The following is a 21,028-nucleotide window of genomic DNA, read 5'->3' as shown; positions in this document are numbered from 1 at the left end:
ATAATCAAGAAAGCGTCCGAAATTCCGACTCCGCACCGCCACCATTATGATTAGGTGAGCGTAGCCAGTAATAGAATTTATCCTTCATAGTAAATGGTGACGTTTTAACGCCATATTTGTTTTGTATGTAATATATTTGTTACATAAATGTGAAACATGAAAACTTGTAATTACTAATAGAATGTTACTAGAAAGGGCGAAGAAGATGTTATTTGATACACATGTTCATTTGAATGATAAGCAGTTTGAGGAAGATCTAGAAGAGGTGATTCAAAGGACGAAAGAAGCTGGTGTTTCGAATGTGGTCGTTGTTGGTTTTGACCGTCCGACGATAACACGCGCAATGGAATTGGTTGACGGATATGATTTTATCTATGCTGCAGTGGGTTGGCATCCTGTTGACGCAATTGACATGACAGACGAAGACCTAAACTGGATTGAAGAATTAGCAGCACACCCTAAAGTCGTTGCGATTGGAGAAATGGGACTTGATTACCATTGGGATAAATCACCAAAGGAAATCCAGAAAGATGTGTTTAGAAAACAAATCAAGCTAGCAAAAAAGGTAAAACTACCAATCATTATTCATAACAGAGAAGCGACAGCAGATATCATTGAAATACTAAAAGAAGAGAATGCACATGAAGTAGGCGGCATTATGCATTGCTTTAGCGGCAGTGCTGAAATTGCTAAGGAATGCGTAGAGATGAACTTCTACATTTCGCTTGGAGGACCTGTAACGTTTAAGAATGCTAAAAAACCGAAAGAAGTCGCAGCTGAAATCCCACTAGACCGTTTGCTAATTGAAACCGATTGTCCGTATCTTGCACCCCATCCATTCCGAGGCAAACGAAATGAGCCTGCCTATGTAAAATTGGTAGCAGAGCAAATTGCAGAGATTAAAGAGATTACTTATGAAGAAGTAGCGGAGGCAACAACTAGGAATGCAAAGAAATTATTCGGCATAAACTGACAGCAATTTTTGTCAGTTTGTTGCTAAGATTGTCTAATGGAAACTTGTTTCTTGAAAGTTCTACAAATCTCAAGTGGTTCATAGGATAGACGTGTCGATAACTCTTCCTTTTCAATTTACTAGAGAGTGTTCATAATAGGAACTACTTTCCAAAGAAAGAAATGTATGAGTTGACAGCTTTGTTAGAATGTCTATATAATCACCCAGAGGAAGGAGGAGTTTTTCATTATATTACAATCTATGAAAAACCTGATTCCCAAGTCTTTTGGGAAAAAGCGAATAGCCATTGTGCTAGGCAGTACTATAATAGTTGCTGCTTCAGTTGGAATGCTGTTTTATCAAGGGACAAAGAACACGGTGTCATTAACGCTTAATGGACAGAAAACAATCGTGAAAACACATGCAGACACCGTAAATGATATATTGGCAGAGTTCGAGATTACTGCAAAAGCTGAAGATTATATACATCCCTCGAAAGACAGTATCATAAAGGATGGGGGAGGGGTTGAGTGGAGACCAGCCCAGCAAGTGAAGCTGAATGTTGATGGGAAAGAAACAGTCATTTTGACAACAGCCCAAAAGGTAGAGGAATTTCTTTTAGAACAGAAATTGGATGTAACGCAACACGATAAGCTTAGCCTATCTGAAGATACAACAATTAAAGATAACATGCAGATTACCATCGAAAAGGCTTTTCCAATTAAGCTGGTTTTAGGCGGTAATGAACAGCAGGTTTGGTCAACTTCGACTACGGTCGCTGACTTTTTAAGGCAACAAGATGTAAAGCTCAATGAATTAGATCGAGTTGAGCCGCAGTTGGCGGAAAACGTTCAACCACAGAATACTGTAAACGTCATAAGAGTTGAAAAAGTCACCGATGTAGTGGAAGAACCTGTTCAGTTTGCAATCATCACAAAGAAGGACCATTCATTGCATAAAGGCAAAGAAAAGGTTGTACGTGAAGGGAAAAACGGACTAATATCTAGACAATTTGAAGTAACAAAGGAAAATGGCGAAGAAGTTGCTCGTGCGCTTATATCTGAAAAAGTTGTGACTGAAAAGGCAGACAAAGTAGTAGCAGTAGGAACGAAGCAATTAGTTGCTCAAGTATCCCGTGGAGAAGACAATTCACAAGGTTCAGGCAAGGAGCTCTACGTATCGTCGACTGCTTATACAGCAAGCTGTAACGGATGTTCCGGAACAACAGCAACGGGGATTAATCTAAAGCAAAATCCAAACGCCAAGGTCATCGCAGTTGATCCAAGGGTGATTCCACTTGGCACAAAGGTGTATGTTGAAGGATATGGTTATGCAGTTGCAGCGGATAAAGGTGGGGCAATTAAAGGTCATAAAATTGATGTGTTCTTCCCCTCAAAATCGGATGCATACCGATGGGGAGTAAAGAAAGTGAAAATCCGCGTCTTAAATTAATCATTTACAGTGGCAGGGGATTGCATATCTCCTGCTTTTTTACGTTATAATGATACAAGTGAAGTTCAACTATCCTAAAACATACACAATTCTATAGTATTAGACGTTGTGACGCTATAAATAGTTTCAGTTATTTGGAGGAAAAGATGAAAAAACTTAAAGAAATTATTGTTGTAGAAGGTAAGGATGATACCGTTGCAATTAAGCGGGCTGTCAATGCTGATACAATTGAAACAAATGGATCGGCTGTTAACGAGTCAGTGATTGATCAAGTAAAACTTGCTCAGCAAATGAGGGGTGTTATTATTTTCACTGATCCGGATTTCCCTGGACAGAAAATCCGAAATACAATTACAGAACAAGTACCTGGCTGCAAGCATGCATTCTTGTCTAAGCAAGAGGCACTGCCAAAGTCAGGTAGAGGAATCGGGGTTGAGCACGCTTCACCTGAAGCGATTCGCAATGCGTTGAAGGAAGCTCAAACAATGGATGAAGATGCAGGCGAAGAGATTTCCAAGGAAGAGTTAATTGATGCTGGATTGATTGGTGGAGCAGGGGCACGGGAACGAAGAGAGCAACTTGGTCTTTTATTGAAAATTGGATTTACAAACGGGAAACAGTTATATAAAAGGTTAAAGATGTTCCAGATCACTAGTAATGATTTTTATCAGGCATTAAAGAAGATGGATCAGGAGGAAGAACATGCATAAGGATATAGCAACACCCATTCGCACACAGGAAATTTTAAAGAAGTATGGCTTTGCTTTTAAAAAGAGTTTGGGTCAGAATTTTTTAATTGATACGAATATATTACGAAGAATTGTTGATCATGCTGAATTGACTGAAGAGAGCGGCGCTATTGAAATTGGACCGGGAATTGGTGCATTGACGGAACAACTTGCGAAAAGAAGTAAGAAAGTGACGGCCTTTGAAATTGATCAGCGTCTGCTACCTATTTTAAAAGATACATTGTCTCCTTATGATAATGTAACAGTCATCCTTGAAGATATTCTAAAAGCGAATGTGGCGAAAGTCATAGAGGAAGAATTTGCGGGTATCGATGATGTAATGGTCGTTGCGAACCTTCCCTATTATGTAACGACTCCGATCATTCTTAAATTATTGACGGAAAATTTGCCGATTCGCGGATTGGTTGTGATGCTGCAGAAGGAAGTGGCAGATCGTATCGCTGCTAAACCAGGAACGAAGGAATATGGCTCTTTATCCATTGCGATTCAATACTACACGGAAGCGGAAACGGTCATGATTGTTCCAAAAACGGTGTTTATGCCGCAGCCGAATGTAGACTCCGCTGTCATTCGATTGGTGAAAAGAGCAAAACCGATTGTTGAAGTGAAAGATGAAGACTTTTTCTTTACAGTGACACGATCCAGCTTCGCACAGCGTAGGAAGACCATTCTCAATAATTTAACGAGCCAGCTTCCTGATGGGAAATCTAAAAAAGACCAAATTCTTAAAGCGCTAGAACAGACCGGAATAGATCCAACAAGACGAGGAGAAACATTATCTATCGCGGAATTCGGCAGATTAAGTGATGAACTCCTTCTTCATTTTAAATAAACCAGTGTCAAGAAGAGGTTGCCCCAAAATGAAAGGTCAGACCCATATCTTCTATATATCGTTTATATTACGTGTGCATGACGCAATAAACGGTGTATAGAGTGTGAGGTCACCTTTTGGGACAGCCTCTTTTTTCAATGCTGTTTTCGCATACTTTGTTGCTTTTAAATGATATTTACACGAATATCCTGGGTTGATACCGTTGGCAGGTACTCTCGCTTTCCATAGGTGGTCTCAGGAGCCCCCTCAGTGCTCTGTGTGGGTCTCCTGAGACACGCTTCTCCCGTAGGAGCCTCGCATAACTACAATCAACATCTGCTCAAATTTGTTACTTGCAAAAATCATCAATACCTCTAATCAAATACTTTTAGGTTGAACCACGGCACTTGCATTTTTTTATAATACAAATCGTATGGATATTTCACCAATCGAGATAAGCCCGCATAGTGTAATAGGAATGAAAATCTGGCAAGACTTGGTGTTATCTTGTCTCGAGGTGAGAGCATGAATGTACAAGTGAATGATATTGTCGGACGATCATCTTATCGATGTGACATCTTATTCAGAGTGATTGACATACGTTTGGTGGGTGGCGAGCAGGTTGCGATTCTTTATGGCGAGGATATTCGCTTAATTGCAGACGCTCCTTTTGACGATTTAATTAAGATTAATGATGAGGAAAGACAAACCCGGCAAAAAACAAGTGAAGCTCTCCAAGAGCAATCGTATCATTTATTTAGCCAAGATAAACAGTTACAAACAGAGAAAAGCAATTACCAATCAAGTGATGGGTATCGGTATAATGGGGAGTATTTTCAAATTCCGGGGAAAGTGCTGCATGTTGATGGGGACGCCTCTTATTTAAATAAATGCCTCACATTATATGAAAAGATTGGAATTCCAGTAAAGGGAATTTATTGTAATGAGAAAGAAATGCCTAACCGCATTGGTAGTCTTATTGATCAATATCGTCCGGACATCCTGGTCATAACGGGGCATGATGCTTATTCGAAGTCCAAAGGCCCATCCCATGACATAAATGCTTATCGCCACTCCAAGCAATTCGTGCAGACAGTGAGGGAAGCAAGAAATAAAGTCGCACACCTTGACCAACTCGTTATCTTTGCTGGAGCCTGTCAATCACACTTTGAATCATTAATTCAAGCAGGAGCTAATTTTGCGAGTTCGCCATCCAGAGTGAATATACATGCATTGGATCCGGTGTATATAGTCGCTAAAATTAGTTTCACGTCTTTTACCGACAATATTCATGTGTGGGATGTGCTTAGAAATACATTAACTGGAGAAAAGGGACTCGGCGGTATTGAAACGAGGGGCGTCCTTAGAACTGGTATGCCTTATAATATCAATAAAGATGAATAAAGCTGCATCTCATTGTATGCAGCTTGTTTTTATTTAGCTAAATATGCTTGTCTGAATCCGATGGGACGGGAGAATTATAATAGTTATTCTTCTTATTCTAAGGCGCCTTGTGGATGAAGGAAAGAGGGGATAGCTAAACGGTTTTAAAAATTAAATGGAAAATTTACTTGGGCTTCAAGTGGGAATCTCTAAAATGTGACTCAGCTTTACAACCGTATCGAAGTTCGCTTTCTGGTGTTCAGCCGTCCTTCAAACTATATCGTGGCGTTTTAATGTAGCGCCATATTGCTTCATATGGGCAGGATCGGAAGAAGAATATTTTACATAATTTTTCAAAATTATAGAGATAATAAAAAAAGTATCTAAATTATTACGGATTTGTATAAAAAAATATTGACAAACAAATTTAAATGCTGATATAATTTATTATTTTGTTTGACCTTGTTGCCGGTTTGTGATATACTAAACGTAGTGAGGTGGACCGAAAATGCCAAAAACTTTAGCGGATATTAAAAATTCACTAGACTCCAATTTGGGGAAACGGTTGCTCTTAAAAGCAAACGGCGGAAGAAGAAAAACTGTTGAACGTTTTGGTACGTTAGCAGAGACTTATCCGGCTGTCTTTGTGATTGAGCTCGATCAGGATGAAAATGCGTTCGAAAGAGTATCTTACAGCTATGCAGATGTATTAACAGAAACCGTAGAATTAACATTTTTGAATAAACAGCAAGAAATGTAACTTTAAGCGGCGGCAAACAATTGTTTGCTGCTTTTTTATGTCTTTTAACAGAGACTTCTCAATAAATTTCACCGCGTATTAACGGGCAGTAAGACTCACACTGTTTGAAAAACACAAGCGGCCTGAACTTTGGGGGTTAGGACGCATATCAAAAGTCCACAGGATGTAAGTTAGGGGACGTATTAATACGGTGAATGCTTTCGATGGATAAATAAGGAGTTCATGTTTTACTTTCGATTGTAGAAACTAATTTTGTGTAGCATGATAAAAGGGGCTGATTCGTTTGGGCAGAAGAAAAGGCATCATGTCACCAGGTCTTAAAGAAGAGTTGGCTAAGGAATTAGGATTTTATGATGTTGTCCAAAAAGAAGGCTGGGGAGGAATACGTGCACGTGATGCAGGTAATATGGTTAAACTTGCTATCGAAATGGCGGAGCGCCAATTGATGGAGAAAAGATAATCAAGCATGGCTGAACGCATTTGTACCGAACACTTAATTAATCATTGTTGCACATAAGATAATAAAGCCAGACCCTTTATCCACATATGGAGTCTAACAAAATGTTGGATGGCCAATATGGATAGGTCTGGCTTTTTATAAACTTCTCCTCCATATCACCTTCATAACTTTCCTTATTTTCATTGCGGATTTGAACAGTATGCATTGAAATTACCATGAAAAAACCTTTAGAATGAAAACAAATATGATAAAATAGGACAAGAACTTTAGAAGAACGTAAAAGTAGGTGGAAATATTGAAGCTTATGGAGAAAGCACCAGCTAAGATTAATTTAGCATTGGATGTGCTTTTTAAGCGGCCGGATGGATACCATGAGGTGGAAATGATCATGACGACGGTCGATTTGGCAGATAGAATTGAATTGAAAGAGATCGGTGGAAGTCAAATCGAAATTCTATCACATAATCGTTTTGTCCCGGATGATCATCGGAATTTAGCTTATCAAGCAGCATACGTATTAAAGCAACGATATGGAATTAATACGGGGGTTCAAATTGCTATAGAAAAAAATATCCCAGTAGCAGCTGGTTTGGCTGGTGGAAGCAGTGATGCTGCAGCTACCCTAAGGGGATTGAATAAACTTTGGAATCTGGATTTATCTATGGACGAGCTTGCTGAAATCGGCGCTGAAATTGGCTCAGACGTTTCATTTTGCGTTTATGGTGGTACTGCTTTAGCAAAAGGCAGAGGTGAGAAAATTACTCAGCTACCAGTTCCACCTAAATGTTGGGTAGTCTTAGCTAAGCCTACCATTGGAGTATCAACAGCTGATATTTATCGAAGGCTCCAAGTTGGGGAGATGGGTCATCCAAACATTAAGGAAATGATCTCTGCGATTGAAAACAATAGCTATGAAAGAGTGTGCAATGGCGTAGGGAATGTACTTGAGCAAGTTACGTTACAATTATATCCCGAAGTTGCGAATATTAAGTCACAAATGAAAACCTTTGGTGCAGATGCGGTGTTGATGAGTGGAAGTGGCCCTACTGTGTTTGGCCTTGTCGAGCACGATTCTCGTATGCAGCGAGTCTACAATGGCTTGCGCGGCTTTTGCGATCAAGTATATGCCGTTCGAATGCTTGGTGATTTAAGCGCTCTTGAATAGAGACGTACATTAGTGGTATATTTATGATATAATATTCGTTTTTGGTGAGGAGTGTTGAAATGAAATTTAAGCGTAGCGAGAGGCTTATTGATATGACGAATTATTTACTAGCTCATCCTGGTCGCTTGGTGTCGCTCACCTTTTTTGCAGAAAGATATAGTTCGGCAAAGTCATCGATTAGTGAAGATTTAACCATTATTAAAGAGACCTTCGAGCAAAGGGGGATTGGGACGTTAACAACAGTACCTGGGGCAGCTGGTGGTGTTAAGTACTTGGTAGGTATAAAGCCAGATGAAGCTACTGCTTTTATCGACCACCTTTGTAGTATTATAGCGAGTCCTGAACGTTTGCTACCTGGTGGATATTTATATATGACAGATATCTTGGGTCATCCAGAGACAGTTAATATGATTGGTCGAATTATCGCAGCGGCTTACGCAGACAAGCAGGTAGAAGTCATTATGACCATGGCTACGAAGGGAATTCCGCTTGCATATGCGGTTGCGAATTATTTAAATGTTCCTGTTGTGATTGTTCGGAGAGATAACAAAGTGACAGAAGGGCCTACGGTTAGTATTAATTATGTATCAGGATCTTCTAAACGTATTCAGACAATGGTTCTTTCGAAAAGAAGTCTAGCGGAAGGGTCTAATGTACTGATTGTCGACGATTTTATGAAAGCTGGTGGGACTGTTAAAGGAATGGTTAGCTTATTAGAAGAGTTCAAAGCGACTCTTGCTGGAATTACTGTTTTTGTTGAGTCAGATGAAATTGAAGAACGTCTCGTTGATCAATTCGTCTCTTTAATAAAATTAACAGAAGTCGATGAACGTGATAAAATAATATCAGTATCAAGAGGTAATTATTTAAATAATTGAATGATAAAGGAGATGGCAAGATGAATTCCATCCATACTAACGAGGCACCTGCTGCAATTGGTCCATATTCACAAGGAATTATCGTCAATGATCTGTTTTTTAGTTCGGGACAAATTCCACTTACAGCTGAAGGGGAAATGGTAACGGGTGATGTAAAAGAACAAACTCACCAAGTATTTAAAAATTTGAAAGCTGTCTTAAGAGAAGCTGGTGCTTCCTTGGAAACCGTTATTAAAGCGACAGTTTTTATTAAAAATATGGAAGAGTTCGGTAGTATTAATGAAGTATATGGTGAATATTTTTCAACTCATAAGCCGGCACGTTCTTGTGTAGAGGTAGCTCGACTTCCAAAAGATGCTTTGATTGAAATAGAAGTAGTTGCGCTCGTTAAATAATACGGGCGTTTTTTTTATGGAAAATTATCTGGCTTTTCAATATACTTTGGTGTCTAGTGCAAGTAACCTTCCCCAATGATGGAAGTTCCACTTTATATAAAATTTGTTTTCTTTGTTTGTTGTTAACTTCTTCCATAATGTATTTAGGCCTCTGTTTTCTCCATTCGAAAAACACCACCTAATTTACTGTTACTAACAATAAAAGAAAAAAATTCAAAAAATTACATACTTTTTTTAAAAAATCTCATTTAAAAAAAGGAGAATTCACTATCTGTGTTGAATATATATTCTAAGTTTTTAATTAATTCGAGGTGGTGAACAGGAATGGAAGTAACTGACGTAAGATTACGCCGCGTAAATACTGATGGTCGAATGAGGGCTATCGCATCCATTACATTGGATAATGAATTTGTTGTCCATGATATTCGTGTGATTGATGGAAATAATGGTCTTTTTGTGGCAATGCCTAGTAAAAGAACACCGGATGGAGAATTCCGCGATATCGCCCATCCAATTAATTCTTCAACACGTGGTAAAATCCAGGAAGCTGTTTTAGCGGAATATCATCGTTTAGGAGAATTGGAAGTTGAATTAGAAGAAGCAGGAGCAGGAGCTTCATAAAACTTCAATTTAAATGGAAAAGCATCAGGAGCCTACTTCAAAAGTAAGGCTCTTTTTATTATGCTTTCAAAATTCGCTGTGAATTTTGAAAGCATTCTCCCCCGTTTACTCTTTCATTGTGCATATAGAAAAAATTTCCCCAATAAAATTTGTTAATAGTGCTAAAAAAGTCTTTGGAAAGGTATATAATAAAAACAGACTAGCTTGTGACGAATTGAGCAAATGCATTTGATGCTCTGACGTATTGATTGAATGAAGGGTATATCCTATTAAAAATGATACAGTATGATAAGCGTGAATGGAATGTGCATTTTTCTGATTTGTCTAGTGAATGCTGTTTCGCCTTTGTAAGAATATTTGTTTGTTTGGCTTTACAAGGTATGCTGAATTCGACGACGACATTAGGATATGTCAGGACAGCGATGACATAGGAACGTCGCGTTTGGGCTTTTCTTATTGAAAACTATACTTATTTAAGATATATTTTTTAATGGATAAAAAGGTAAAGATGGGGGCTTGTTATGATGAATCGCTATGCAGTCATTTTGGCAGCAGGACAAGGGACAAGAATGAAATCTAAGTTATACAAAGTCTTGCATCCTGTTTGTGGCAAACCAATGGTCCAGCATGTTGTGGATCAGGTTAGTCAATTGCAAATAGAAGAGATTGTTACTGTTACTGGACATGGGGCACAGAAGGTTCAAGAACAGCTTGGTTCTGCATGTGTGTATGCTTTGCAAGCAGAACAGTTAGGGACGGCGCATGCTGTGATGCAAGCAGATTATGCGCTGGGCGACAAGAACGGAACGACAATTGTTATTTGTGGAGATACGCCGTTAATTAAAGCGGAAACCATGGAAGCTTTGATGAAGATTCATGAAGAAACGAATGCAAAAGCGAGTATTCTAACAGCTCTAGCGACAAACCCGGATGGGTACGGCCGTATCATTCGAAATGAAGCGGGCCATGTTGAGAAAATTGTGGAACACAAAGATGCGAATGAGTTAGAACGCAATGTGAAGGAAATTAATACGGGTACATATTGTTTTGATAACAAGGCTTTATTTACGGCTTTACAAAATGTATCCAATGATAATTCCCAAGGCGAATACTATCTTCCAGATGTCATCGAAATTCTGAAAAAACAGGGTGAGACGGTTACGGCTTATCAAACGGAAGATTTTAATGAGACAATGGGTGTCAATGATCGCGTTGCTTTGTCACAAGCAGAGAAATTGATGCGTCAGCGTATTAACGAAACCCATATGCGAAGCGGTGTGACTATTATTGATCCTGAAAATACGTATATAGAAGCGGATATTACAATTGGCTCGGATACAATCATATACCCAGGATCGATCATTAAAGGAAACAGCGTAATTGGGAACGATTGTATAATTGGACCTCAAACAGAAGTCGATAACTGCCATATAGGTGACAGTTCGGTTTTGAGACAGTCGGTTGCCTCTGACAGTAGCATTGGTCATCATGTTCATATTGGTCCGTTTGCTCATATCCGCCCGCAATCGGATATTAAGGATGAAGTGAAAATCGGCAACTTTGTTGAAATTAAGAAAACGGTTTTGGGTAAGGGAAGTAAAGCATCTCATCTAAGTTACATTGGAGATGCCGAAGTTGGAGAAGATGTAAATATAGGCTGTGGTTCCATTACAGTTAATTACGATGGTTTTAACAAACATTTAACCAAAATTGAAGATGAGGTCTTTATAGGCTGTAATTCTAATTTGGTGGCACCAGTGACTGTAGGAAAAGGGGCGTACGTTGCTGCTGGATCTACGATTACTTCGGATGTACCAGGGAAAGCCTTGTCCATTGCTCGTGCTCGCCAAGTTAATAAGGAAGATTACGTTAAAAACCTGAAATTTAATAAATAACCTGTGGAGGTCATCATGTCAAATCAGTATTTAGATCCAAATTTAAAAGTTTTTTCTTTAAATTCAAACCTTGGTTTAGCGGAAGAAATTGCAGAAGTGATTGGAGTAGGACTTGGGAAGTGCTCTGTTACTCATTTTAGTGATGGGGAAATTCATATTAATATTGAAGAAAGTATCCGTGGCTGTGATGTTTATGTCATCCAATCAACAAGTGATCCTGTTAATGAACATTTGATGGAAGTATTGATTATGATCGACGCTTTAAAACGTGCCTCTGCCAAAACAATTAATATTGTGATGCCGTATTATGGGTATGCTCGTCAAGACCGTAAAGCGCGTGCTCGTGAGCCTATTACAGCTAAGCTTGTCGCTAATTTATTAGAAACAGCTGGCGCACACCGCGTAATTGCATTAGATCTACATGCTCCACAAATCCAAGGATTCTTTGACATTTTGATTGACCACATGCAGGGTGTACCTATTTTAGCCGATTATTTTGAGGGAAAAGATTTGAAAGATGTCGTCGTTGTCTCTCCTGACCATGGTGGGGTTACACGTGCCCGTAAATTGGCAGAACGCTTAAAAGCACCGATTGCCATTATCGACAAACGTCGACCACGTCCAAACGTGGCAGAGATTATGAATATTGTCGGAAACATTGAAGGGAAAACGGCTATTCTAATTGATGATATCATCGATACAGCTGGGACGATTACTTTAGCAGCCAATGCTCTTATCGAAAATGGGGCGAAGGAAGTGTATGCGTGCTGTACACACCCAGTTTTATCAGGACCGGCTATTGATAGAATCCAAAATTCCAAAATTAAGGAATTAGCCGTAACAAACTCGATTGCTTTATGTGAAGAGAAAAAAATAGATAAAATTGTTCAATTATCAGTAGCTCCATTGATTGCGGAAGCAATTATCCGTGTCCATGAAGAGCAATCTGTTAGTACATTATTTGATTAATATAAAAAACAGCAGGGATTATTTCCTTGCTGTTTTTTATATTTCCAAAAATACGTTTAGAAGTTTCAATTTAAGGGCAATTTTTATAGAGAGATACTTTGAATTTTGATTAGAAAGGCGGAATGAGATAAATGAGTAATGTATTAGTAGCAAAAGAGCGAGCTAAATCTCAAGGGTCCACATTACGTCAACTAAGACTGAGTGGTGAGATTCCGGCAGTTGTGTACGGTAACAAAAATGAAAGCGCGGCAATCTCAATTAACAGTAACGATTTCTTTAAGACGATTAAAGATGTAGGGAGAAATGGAATTATTTCTTTAGAAGTTGAAGGCCAAAAGAGAAATGTTATGCTTACAGATTATCAGCAAGATCCACTTAAAAATGAGGTTTATCACGCGGATTTTCTTATTGTAAATATGTCTACTGAACTGCAGACACATGTAAGGGTTAATCTTGTAGGTGAGTCTTCGGGTGTTAAGGATGGTGGGGTTTTGCAACAATCTGTTCATGAATTGACGATTACCGCTAAGCCAAATGATATTCCTGAAACAATTGATGTGGATGTAACAAGTTTAGCTGTAGGTAGTGTTGTAACAGTGGGGGATGTAAAAGGAAATTATAGGATTACATTTAACCATGATGATGAAGAAGTTATTGCATCGGTCCTTGCTCCACGACAAGAAGAGGAAATTAATACAGGTGAGCAGCAAGATGGTGGTACTCCTAATAATGAAGAAGGTCGTGAAACGAAAGCTTCACATGAATCTAAAGCGTAAGATTTGTCGTATATTTTGATAACTGTTCGACAGAATTCTTGCATATCAAACATTCTGCTCATGATATAATAGACGTAACCGATAATGGTTGCGTTCTTTTTTGTTTTGAAGGAGAAAAGGACATTTATGATAGTAGGACTCATACCGCTTGCAACGATCCGTAGATATAAGGTAAAATTTTTATATAACGTGAAATTTAGTGTACTGCAACCGAGGGGCAGTGACGGCTTTTTCTGTGGAATAAAAAGGGACAAAGCTTCCCGAAATCAGTTCTGCACTGCCACTTTCATAAGGTAATACAGTTTTTAGAACCTGTATCTTTTTCGTCGATGGGTTTTAGAGCAGATGCTCATGGATGTTTCTTATAAAATGAAACTTCAATCAGTGGGGGATTCTTCATCCCCACTGATTGTTAGTTGAACCAATCGGGCTTTCCGTTAATGCGGGATAAATGGAGTGTGAAGCATGAAATTAATCGTTGGGCTGGGGAATCCCGGCAGACAATATGAGAAAACGAGACATAATATCGGGTTTGAAGTGATAGATGAACTCTCGAAAAAGTGGTCCATTCCTTTAGATCAAGCAAAGCATAAAGGAATCTATGGTAGCGGTTCGGTAAATGGTGAAAGAGTCATGTTGCTAAAGCCACTTACATATATGAATTTATCAGGAGAATCCATTTCGGCTGTTATGAACTTCTTTAAGCTTGAAGTTGATGATTTAGTCATTCTATACGATGATTTAGATTTGCCTCCTGGTAGAATTCGCTTGCGTCAAAAAGGGAGCGCCGGTGGGCATAATGGAATTAAATCAACAATCGCTCATCTTGGTATGCAAGAGTTCAACCGGATTAGAATCGGTATAGGCCGACCGGAGGGGAGAATCCCAGTGACTGACTATGTATTAGGTCGGTTTACGGAAGAAGAGTGGACAAAGATTGAACCGATAATTGAAAAAAGCGCTCATGCATGCGAGGCATGGTTGGAGTCTTCATTCTTACAAGTTATGAATGAGTATAATCAATCATAATGCTAAAAGTGCGTGTTCAAAAAGGAGCCGAGAAGTTCTCCGAGTGATCACGTCTCTAGACCTGCGTGATTTCAATAGAAGGTCAAAAATGAGCTTTGATGCAATTCGCAAACCTTTTTACCAGACTTTTTGAACAACCCCTAAAAAATGTTCTGGAGGCTGAATAATTATCCCCTATTTAGGCCTATACTAAGGATAATCTTTCTAAATTAGGGGGTTAGTTAATGGCTCTCCATTACACATGTAGGCATTGTGGTACTAAGATTGGTACGATAAGTGAAACGATACTACATTCAGAGCAGCTGGGTCTTACCCAACTTAATGATGAAGAACGGCAAGATATGATTGCTTATGATTCAGTGGGGAATGTACATGTGAAAGCAATTTGCGAAGATTGTCACGAAACATTGCAAAGGAACCCTGACTTGCATCAAAATGATTATATAATTCATTAAGCGGAAGTAAGCTTTGGATCGAAATCCAAAGCATTTTTCCGTTTCGGTGATTTTTGATTTTTTTTAAAAGGAATATATATAAGTGCATGTTCAAAAAAGAGGATACAAAGAGCTGAGCAGTTCGAGGAACGATTACCTTTCGCGTATGCAGTTAATACGTGAGGATCGGACTTTTTGAATAACCTCTATAAGCACATAAAATAGTCAGAAAAGGGAGGAGAAGGTGATATGAATGGTTTACAAAATTTGTTCTCCAAACATAATGAAGTCCATTCGTTAATTACTGGGATAAATGAAGGATTGAAGGAACAATTAGTTTCTGGATTATCAGGTTCATCCCGCTCGATGTTAATCGCTGCATTATACGAGGAAACTGAAAGACCTTTGCTAGTTGTTACACATAATCTATTGCAGGCTCAGAAGCTTCAGGAGGATTTGGTGAACTTTATTCCAGAAGAGGAGTTGTTTATTTATCCGGCGAATGAATTAATTGCAGCCGAGTTGAGTGTGGCGAGCCCTGAGTTGAGAGCGCAACGTATAGAGGCTTTAAATTATTGGTCACATGCCGAAAAGGGAGTTGTCATCGTCCCGATACCGGGCTTGCGAAAGATGCTGCCATCAAAAGAATTATGGCAGAAGTATCAATTACATTTTTCATTAGGTACAGATGTTGATTTAGCAAGCTTATTACACACTTTCATTTCCATGGGGTATTCCAGGTCAGAAATGGTGTCATCTCCTGGCGAATTTAGCTTGAGAGGCGGGATTATTGATATTTATCCGATAACAGAGCCCAATCCAATTCGGATTGAGTTATTTGATACAGAAATTGATTCAATCCGTACGTTCTCTCTTGAAAATCAACGTTCACTTAATAAACTTGACCATGTAAAGATTGGCCCGGTGACTGAAGGTCTATTGGAGTCTGAACATTATGAAAGAATCATCGAATCACTTGATGGTAAATTAAGCAAAAGTTTAACAAAGATAAAAAATGATAAGGCTAAGGAACAAATGCTGCAAACGATTTCGTACGAGCTAGAGCAGTTAAAAACGGGGAAAAGACCTGAACAAGTCTTTAAATATTTAAGTCTTGCTTATGAAAATCCTACTAGTTTGCTAGATTACATGCCTGGTAATGGGCTGATTATCCTTGATGAAATTAGTCGAATTCAGGAGATTAACGATACGCTTGAAAAAGAGGAAGCGGAATGGTACACAAGTTTGCTCGAAGCGGGGAAAATTGTTCATGATATACAAATCTCGCATAAGCTCCCTGAGCTTTTCGCGCAATCAAAGCAAAAGTTGATTTACTTATCATTGTTTTTGCGTCATATACCGCATACAAACCCACAAAATATTTTGAATTTCACATGTAAGCAAATGCAAAATTTTCATGGACAAATGAATGTTTTTAAAACTGAAATAGAACGTTGGAAAAAAGGAAAATATGCAGTTGTCATTTTAGGCCCTGACAATGAACGGGTAAAAAAGCTAGTAGGTGTTTTGGCAGATTATGATATTGACGCTGCGGAACTTTCTGATTCAAGCAAGATATTACCGGGAAAGGTTCAAATACTTAAAGGCAGTCTGAACACAGGATTTGAATTACCACTTCAAAAATATGCGGTGATCACGGAGCAGGAATTATTTAATAAAAAATCGAAAAAGTCGACAAGACGTCAAAAGCTCTCAAATGCTGAACGGATTAAAAGCTATTCAGAATTGAAAGTGGGAGATTATGTAGTTCATGTTAACCACGGGATAGGAAAATACCTAGGTATCGAGACGCTTTCGATTAATGGCATTCATAAGGATTATTTGCATCTTCGCTATCAAGCTGATGATAAATTATATGTACCAGTAGATCAGATTAATCTAGTTCAGAAATATGTAGGCTCAGAAGGTAAGGAACCGAAGCTCTATAAATTGGGCGGAAGCGATTGGAAGCGAGTAAAAAACAAAGTTCAATCCTCTGTTCAAGATATAGCAGATGATCTTATTAAATTATATGCAGAGCGGGAAGAAGCAAAGGGATATGCCTTCTCTCCAGACGGGGATATGCAACGTGAATTCGAAAGTGCATTTGCCTATAACGAAACCGATGATCAGTTACGTTCCATACATGAGATAAAAATAGACATGGAACGTGAAAGACCGATGGATCGTTTGTTGTGTGGTGATGTGGGATATGGAAAGACAGAAGTGGCGATTCGCGCTGCCTTCAAAGCAATGGCTGATGGAAAACAAGTAGCTTTTCTAGTACCAACGACGATCCTTGCTCAGCAGCACTTTGAAACACTTCGTGAACGATTCCAAGAATATCCGATTAATATTGGGCTATTGAGCCGTTTCCGAACAAGGAAGCAGCAAACTGAAACGATGAAGGGCCTGAAAGCGGGCACGATTGATATCGTTGTCGGAACGCACCGACTGTTATCAAAGGATATTGAATACCGTGATCTCGGCTTACTTATTATTGATGAAGAACAACGCTTTGGTGTTACACATAAAGAGAAAATCAAGAAGCTTAAAACAAATGTAGATGTATTGACATTAACAGCGACGCCTATTCCGCGCACATTGCATATGTCCATGCTTGGTGTTAGGGATTTATCTGTCATTGAAACGCCACCGGAGAACCGTTTTCCAATCCAGACCTATGTGATGGAGTACAACGGCGTTTTAGTTACTGAGGCAATTGAAAGAGAGATGGCAAGAGGGGGACAGGTTTACTTTCTGTATAATCGGGTAGAAGATATAGCTAGAAAAGCAGAAGAAATTTCCATGTTAGTGCCAGATGCCCGAGTCACCTATGCTCATGGCCGTATGACAGAACAAGAATTAGAAGCGGTCATGCTTGGTTTCCTAGAAGGCGAGTACGATGTGTTAGTCAGTACAACGATTATCGAAACTGGTGTTGATATTCCAAATGTGAATACATTAATTGTACATGACGCTGATCGAATGGGTCTTTCTCAGCTTTATCAGCTAAGAGGCCGAGTAGGACGTTCAAATCGGATTGCCTATGCATTTTTTACCTATCGAAAGGACAAGGTCTTGACGGAAGTAGCTGAGAAGCGTCTTCAATCGATTAAAGAGTTTACAGAACTAGGTTCAGGTTTCAAAATTGCCATGCGTGATTTATCAATCCGAGGAGCAGGAAACTTGTTAGGGTCTCAGCAACACGGCTTCATTGATTCTGTTGGATTCGACTTATTCTCGGAAATGCTCAAAGAAGCTGTGGAAGCAAAAAGGAATGATAAACCGGCTGAAGAGAAATCAACACTTGAAATCGATGTGGATGTGGACGCATATATCCCTGATACGTATATTGCTGATGGACATCTAAAGATCGAAATGTATAAACGATTTAGAGGTATCTCTTCCCTAGAGGATTTAGATGAATTGAAAGAAGAAATCGTCGATCGTTTTGGGGACTATCCACCGGAAGTAGCCTATTTATTGTTAATTTCAGAAATCAAAGTGTATGCGAGTCTTGCATCTGTTGAAAGCATTAAGCAATTGAAGCAGGAAATCACAATTTTTATCTCAGAACAAGAAAGCAGTAAAATCGATGGACAAAAAGTATTCCTTTTGAGCTCGAAGTTTGGTCGTGCAGTTGGACTAGGTATGGAAGGGAATCGAATGAAGCTTGTGCTTTATCTAAAAGGTATGGACCATGACAAATGGTTAAGTATGCTATTCGAACTAGTGATGGGTTTACAGCATGTTAATAAAGAAAATCAAACGATGAATCAATAATTAGGAGAAATGGGTAAATCGTCGATAAAGTAATTTTTTAAGGAAATAAAGAAAAATTTTTTCAAAGTGTATAGAACTTTCCATTAGAAAAATACTATATTCAAGGTCGATGATGATTTTGTCTTAAATACGAAGTCATTATTAGGAAATCAATTTTGATGAAAGTGAGGCAACATAAGATGAAAGCAACTGGTATAGTTCGCCGAATTGATGATTTAGGAAGAGTGGTAATCCCGAAAGAAATTCGCAGAACCTTGCGTATTCGTGAAGGAGATCCCTTGGAAATCTTTGTAGACCGAGATGGAGAAGTTATTTTAAAAAAATATTCACCGATTAGTGAACTAGGAGACTTTGCAAAGGAATATGCAGAGGCCTTATTTGATAGCTTGGGTAATCCTGTATTAATTTGTGACCGTGATACATATATCACAGTTGCAGGAGGCTCAAAAAAAGATTATTTAAACAAAAATGTAAGTGATTTTATTGAAAAAACGATGGATGATCGTAATTCAGTGATCAATACAGCAAAATCACAAGTCTCATTTGTCGATTCCAATGATGAAGAAGTTCAATCATATACAGTGGCTCCCATTGTTGCCAATGGAGATCCAATTGGAGCTGTTGTGATCTTCTCTAAAGAAGAAACGGTAGGAGAAGTAGAACATAAAGCGGTAGAAACAGCAGCAAGCTTCTTAGCTAGACAAATGGAACAATAATATAAGCCAGGCATTATACAAATATTAAAAAGGACGGCGTGCTGCTGTCCTTTTTATGTGTCTGGAGACTAAAAAAAGGAACTGACAGTAGAACGGGACTAACCATAAGTGGGGATGAAAGGCCTCTACTGATAGAAGTGTCACTTTATGCTATAATACAACCACATATGTGTGGAAGGGGTTCTTTAGATGGTTGGAGGGCCTTTGAAGACAACAAGAGAGCTCGTACGAGGAGCGTTAATATTAAGTATAGCCAGCCTTATCGTGAAGGTATTAAGTGCTGCTTATCGCATTCCGTATCAAAATATAGCTGGAGATATAGGTTTTTATATTTATCAGCAAGTGTATCCCTTTTATGGGATTGTTTTAACATTGTCAACTGTGGGGTTTCCTGCGGTCATATCAAAGTTGCTGGCAGAACGTAATGATTCTGAAGAAGGTTTTTCTACTAACGAAATTCTTATGAGTTCGTTGGTTATACTTGGAGCATTAGGAATAGTGATGTTTGGTGGCTTATTTTTCTTTGCAGATTTAATTGCAGCTGTCATGGGTGATCCACAGTTAACAGGGCTCTTAAAAATCATCGCGTTTTCTTTTTTACTAATGCCTGCTACTTCAGTAATCAGGGGGTATTATCAAGGACAAGGAAATATGATTCCAACTGCCTTATCCCAAGTATTCGAGCAGCTCATAAGAGTCGCTACTATCTTGTTGCTGTCATTATTCCTTATTCGACACGGTTCTTCCTTATATGAAGCGGGTACAGGTGCTGTTTTTGGCTCTATAACAGGGGGGGGAACAGGTTTATTCATTCTTTTAGGTTTCATTATTTTAAGAAAAGAATGGTTGAACCTGAAAGAGGCACCTTTGGAATTTAGGAATTTCCCATTCATCATGAAAGCTCTAATCTTTCAAGGTTTTTCTTTTTGCATGACAGGGTTAATTCTCGTACTCATTCAGCTTGTCGATTCTCTGCAACTTTATAATCTATTGCGAGAAGTGGGCTTAGGTGCTACTGAGGCAAAAGAGTGGAAAGGTGTATACGACCGTGGTCAGCCACTTATCCAGCTTGGAACGGTTATTGCTACGTCCCTATCACTGACAATGATCCCGATCATCTCTTTCGCTATGAAAAAAGGGGATAAGGAGGAGCTGGTAAACAAAATAAGTCTTACATTAAAAGTTAGCGCCTCTGTTGGAGTGGCTGCTTCTAGTGGATTAATTTGCCTGATTAAACCGGTAAATATCATGCTATTCACTGACATGAAAGGGTCTGGTACTCTTGCAATATTAGCCGTCTCCATTTTGTTTACATCGGTTATTATGGCCCAATCGGCAATTTTGCAAAGTATGGGGTATACGTGGGCGCCAGTTGTGGTAGTTGGTTTTGGGCTTGTTTGTAAATGGAGTCTTAACAGACTGCTCGTACCTCATTACTCGATCACAGGAGCGGCTGTTGCAACTGTTCTTAGTTTCGTATTGATGGCGCTACTGCTAGCTATATTTCTACAAACAAAAGTTAGTATGCCTTTGTTTGAAAAAAACAGTGTATATATTATCATAGGAGCAACGGTTACTATGGTTGTGACGTTGATGGTGTATAATCAGCTATTTCAACTTTTCCAGCTTTCAGGCCGATCCATTTCTAGTGTCCAAGCTTTAACTGGTGCAAGCCTCGGAGGAATCCTGTTTATATACAGTATCCTTAAGACCGGGCTATTTACAAAGAATGAGCTTCTTCTTCTTCCGTTAGGAGAAAAGCTTGTTACATATTTACATAAAGAGGAGTATCAATAA

19 protein-coding genes are annotated in these 21,028 nt (G+C 38.9%); all 19 read left to right on the top strand.

Annotated elements, in window-relative coordinates:
- Nucleotides 1–205: 205 nt before the first annotated feature.
- Nucleotides 206–973, top strand: coding sequence for a TatD family hydrolase (locus tag ACIQZI_RS23585; RefSeq protein ID WP_403078149.1), 768 nt, complete (start codon nucleotides 206–208; stop codon nucleotides 971–973).
- 240 nt (nucleotides 974–1,213) lie between these two features.
- Nucleotides 1,214–2,404: a ubiquitin-like domain-containing protein gene (locus ACIQZI_RS23580; RefSeq protein WP_403078121.1), complete on the top strand. Its 1,191-nt coding sequence runs from the start codon at nucleotides 1,214–1,216 to the stop codon at nucleotides 2,402–2,404.
- Nucleotides 2,405–2,550: 146 nt separating this feature from the next.
- Nucleotides 2,551–3,114, top strand: a complete 564-nt coding sequence (gene rnmV, locus ACIQZI_RS23575; RefSeq protein WP_062187757.1) for a ribonuclease M5 — start codon at nucleotides 2,551–2,553, stop codon at nucleotides 3,112–3,114.
- Nucleotides 3,107–3,985 carry a 16S rRNA (adenine(1518)-N(6)/adenine(1519)-N(6))-dimethyltransferase RsmA gene (gene rsmA, locus ACIQZI_RS23570; protein WP_403078117.1) on the top strand — a complete coding sequence of 293 codons (879 nt, stop codon included), beginning with the start codon at nucleotides 3,107–3,109 and terminating at the stop codon, nucleotides 3,983–3,985. Before rnmV ends, rsmA begins: the two co-directional genes overlap by 8 nt.
- Nucleotides 3,986–4,489: 504 nt before the next feature.
- Nucleotides 4,490–5,368 (top strand): sporulation peptidase YabG, encoded by an 879-nt coding sequence (gene yabG / locus ACIQZI_RS23565; protein ID WP_062187753.1) that lies wholly within the window; start codon nucleotides 4,490–4,492, stop codon nucleotides 5,366–5,368.
- Between the two features lie 487 nt (nucleotides 5,369–5,855).
- The gene (veg, locus tag ACIQZI_RS23560) at nucleotides 5,856–6,107 is read left to right on the top strand and encodes a biofilm formation stimulator Veg (protein ID WP_028390526.1); all 252 of its coding nucleotides are present in this window, start codon (nucleotides 5,856–5,858) and stop codon (nucleotides 6,105–6,107) included.
- Nucleotides 6,108–6,390: 283 nt separating this feature from the next.
- A complete protein-coding gene (locus ACIQZI_RS23555; protein WP_028390525.1) occupies nucleotides 6,391–6,567 on the top strand; it encodes a small, acid-soluble spore protein, alpha/beta type in 177 nt (58 codons plus the stop codon).
- Nucleotides 6,568–6,862: 295 nt separating this feature from the next.
- Nucleotides 6,863–7,732 carry a 4-(cytidine 5'-diphospho)-2-C-methyl-D-erythritol kinase gene (ispE, locus tag ACIQZI_RS23550; protein WP_062187751.1) on the top strand — a complete coding sequence of 290 codons (870 nt, stop codon included), beginning with the start codon at nucleotides 6,863–6,865 and terminating at the stop codon, nucleotides 7,730–7,732.
- A gap of 59 nt (nucleotides 7,733–7,791) precedes the next feature.
- Nucleotides 7,792–8,610 (top strand): pur operon repressor, encoded by an 819-nt coding sequence (gene purR / locus ACIQZI_RS23545; protein ID WP_062187749.1) that lies wholly within the window; start codon nucleotides 7,792–7,794, stop codon nucleotides 8,608–8,610.
- 20 nt (nucleotides 8,611–8,630) lie between these two features.
- On the top strand, nucleotides 8,631–9,005 hold the full coding sequence (locus ACIQZI_RS23540; RefSeq protein WP_062187747.1) for a RidA family protein: 375 nt from the start codon (nucleotides 8,631–8,633) through the stop codon (nucleotides 9,003–9,005).
- 324 nt (nucleotides 9,006–9,329) lie between these two features.
- Nucleotides 9,330–9,626 (top strand): septation regulator SpoVG, encoded by a 297-nt coding sequence (spoVG, locus tag ACIQZI_RS23535; protein WP_028390521.1) that lies wholly within the window; start codon nucleotides 9,330–9,332, stop codon nucleotides 9,624–9,626.
- Nucleotides 9,627–10,147: 521 nt separating this feature from the next.
- Complete coding sequence (gene glmU, locus ACIQZI_RS23530) at nucleotides 10,148–11,521, top strand: bifunctional UDP-N-acetylglucosamine diphosphorylase/glucosamine-1-phosphate N-acetyltransferase GlmU (RefSeq protein WP_403078108.1); 1,374 nt, start codon at nucleotides 10,148–10,150, stop codon at nucleotides 11,519–11,521.
- A 15-nt stretch (nucleotides 11,522–11,536) separates the two neighbouring features.
- On the top strand, nucleotides 11,537–12,490 hold the full coding sequence (locus tag ACIQZI_RS23525; RefSeq protein WP_062187744.1) for a ribose-phosphate diphosphokinase: 954 nt from the start codon (nucleotides 11,537–11,539) through the stop codon (nucleotides 12,488–12,490).
- Nucleotides 12,491–12,621: 131 nt separating this feature from the next.
- Nucleotides 12,622–13,266 carry a 50S ribosomal protein L25/general stress protein Ctc gene (locus ACIQZI_RS23520; protein ID WP_403078104.1) on the top strand — a complete coding sequence of 215 codons (645 nt, stop codon included), beginning with the start codon at nucleotides 12,622–12,624 and terminating at the stop codon, nucleotides 13,264–13,266.
- Nucleotides 13,267–13,731: 465 nt separating this feature from the next.
- The gene (pth, locus tag ACIQZI_RS23515; RefSeq protein ID WP_062187740.1) at nucleotides 13,732–14,295 is read left to right on the top strand and encodes an aminoacyl-tRNA hydrolase; all 564 of its coding nucleotides are present in this window, start codon (nucleotides 13,732–13,734) and stop codon (nucleotides 14,293–14,295) included.
- Between the two features lie 224 nt (nucleotides 14,296–14,519).
- A complete protein-coding gene (gene fin, locus ACIQZI_RS23510; RefSeq protein WP_062187736.1) occupies nucleotides 14,520–14,750 on the top strand; it encodes an anti-sigma-F factor Fin in 231 nt (76 codons plus the stop codon).
- Between the two features lie 228 nt (nucleotides 14,751–14,978).
- On the top strand, nucleotides 14,979–18,515 hold the full coding sequence (gene mfd, locus ACIQZI_RS23505; RefSeq protein WP_403078099.1) for a transcription-repair coupling factor: 3,537 nt from the start codon (nucleotides 14,979–14,981) through the stop codon (nucleotides 18,513–18,515).
- A 179-nt stretch (nucleotides 18,516–18,694) separates the two neighbouring features.
- Nucleotides 18,695–19,231 carry a stage V sporulation protein T gene (spoVT, locus tag ACIQZI_RS23500; RefSeq protein ID WP_062187788.1) on the top strand — a complete coding sequence of 179 codons (537 nt, stop codon included), beginning with the start codon at nucleotides 18,695–18,697 and terminating at the stop codon, nucleotides 19,229–19,231.
- 189 nt (nucleotides 19,232–19,420) lie between these two features.
- Nucleotides 19,421–21,028: a putative polysaccharide biosynthesis protein gene (locus ACIQZI_RS23495; RefSeq protein ID WP_403078094.1), complete on the top strand. Its 1,608-nt coding sequence runs from the start codon at nucleotides 19,421–19,423 to the stop codon at nucleotides 21,026–21,028.

This window comes from Peribacillus sp. NPDC096379 (genome assembly GCF_044762875.1).
Taxonomy (GTDB): domain Bacteria; phylum Bacillota; class Bacilli; order Bacillales; family DSM-1321; genus Peribacillus.
This window is presented reverse-complemented; position numbering and strand designations above follow the sequence as displayed.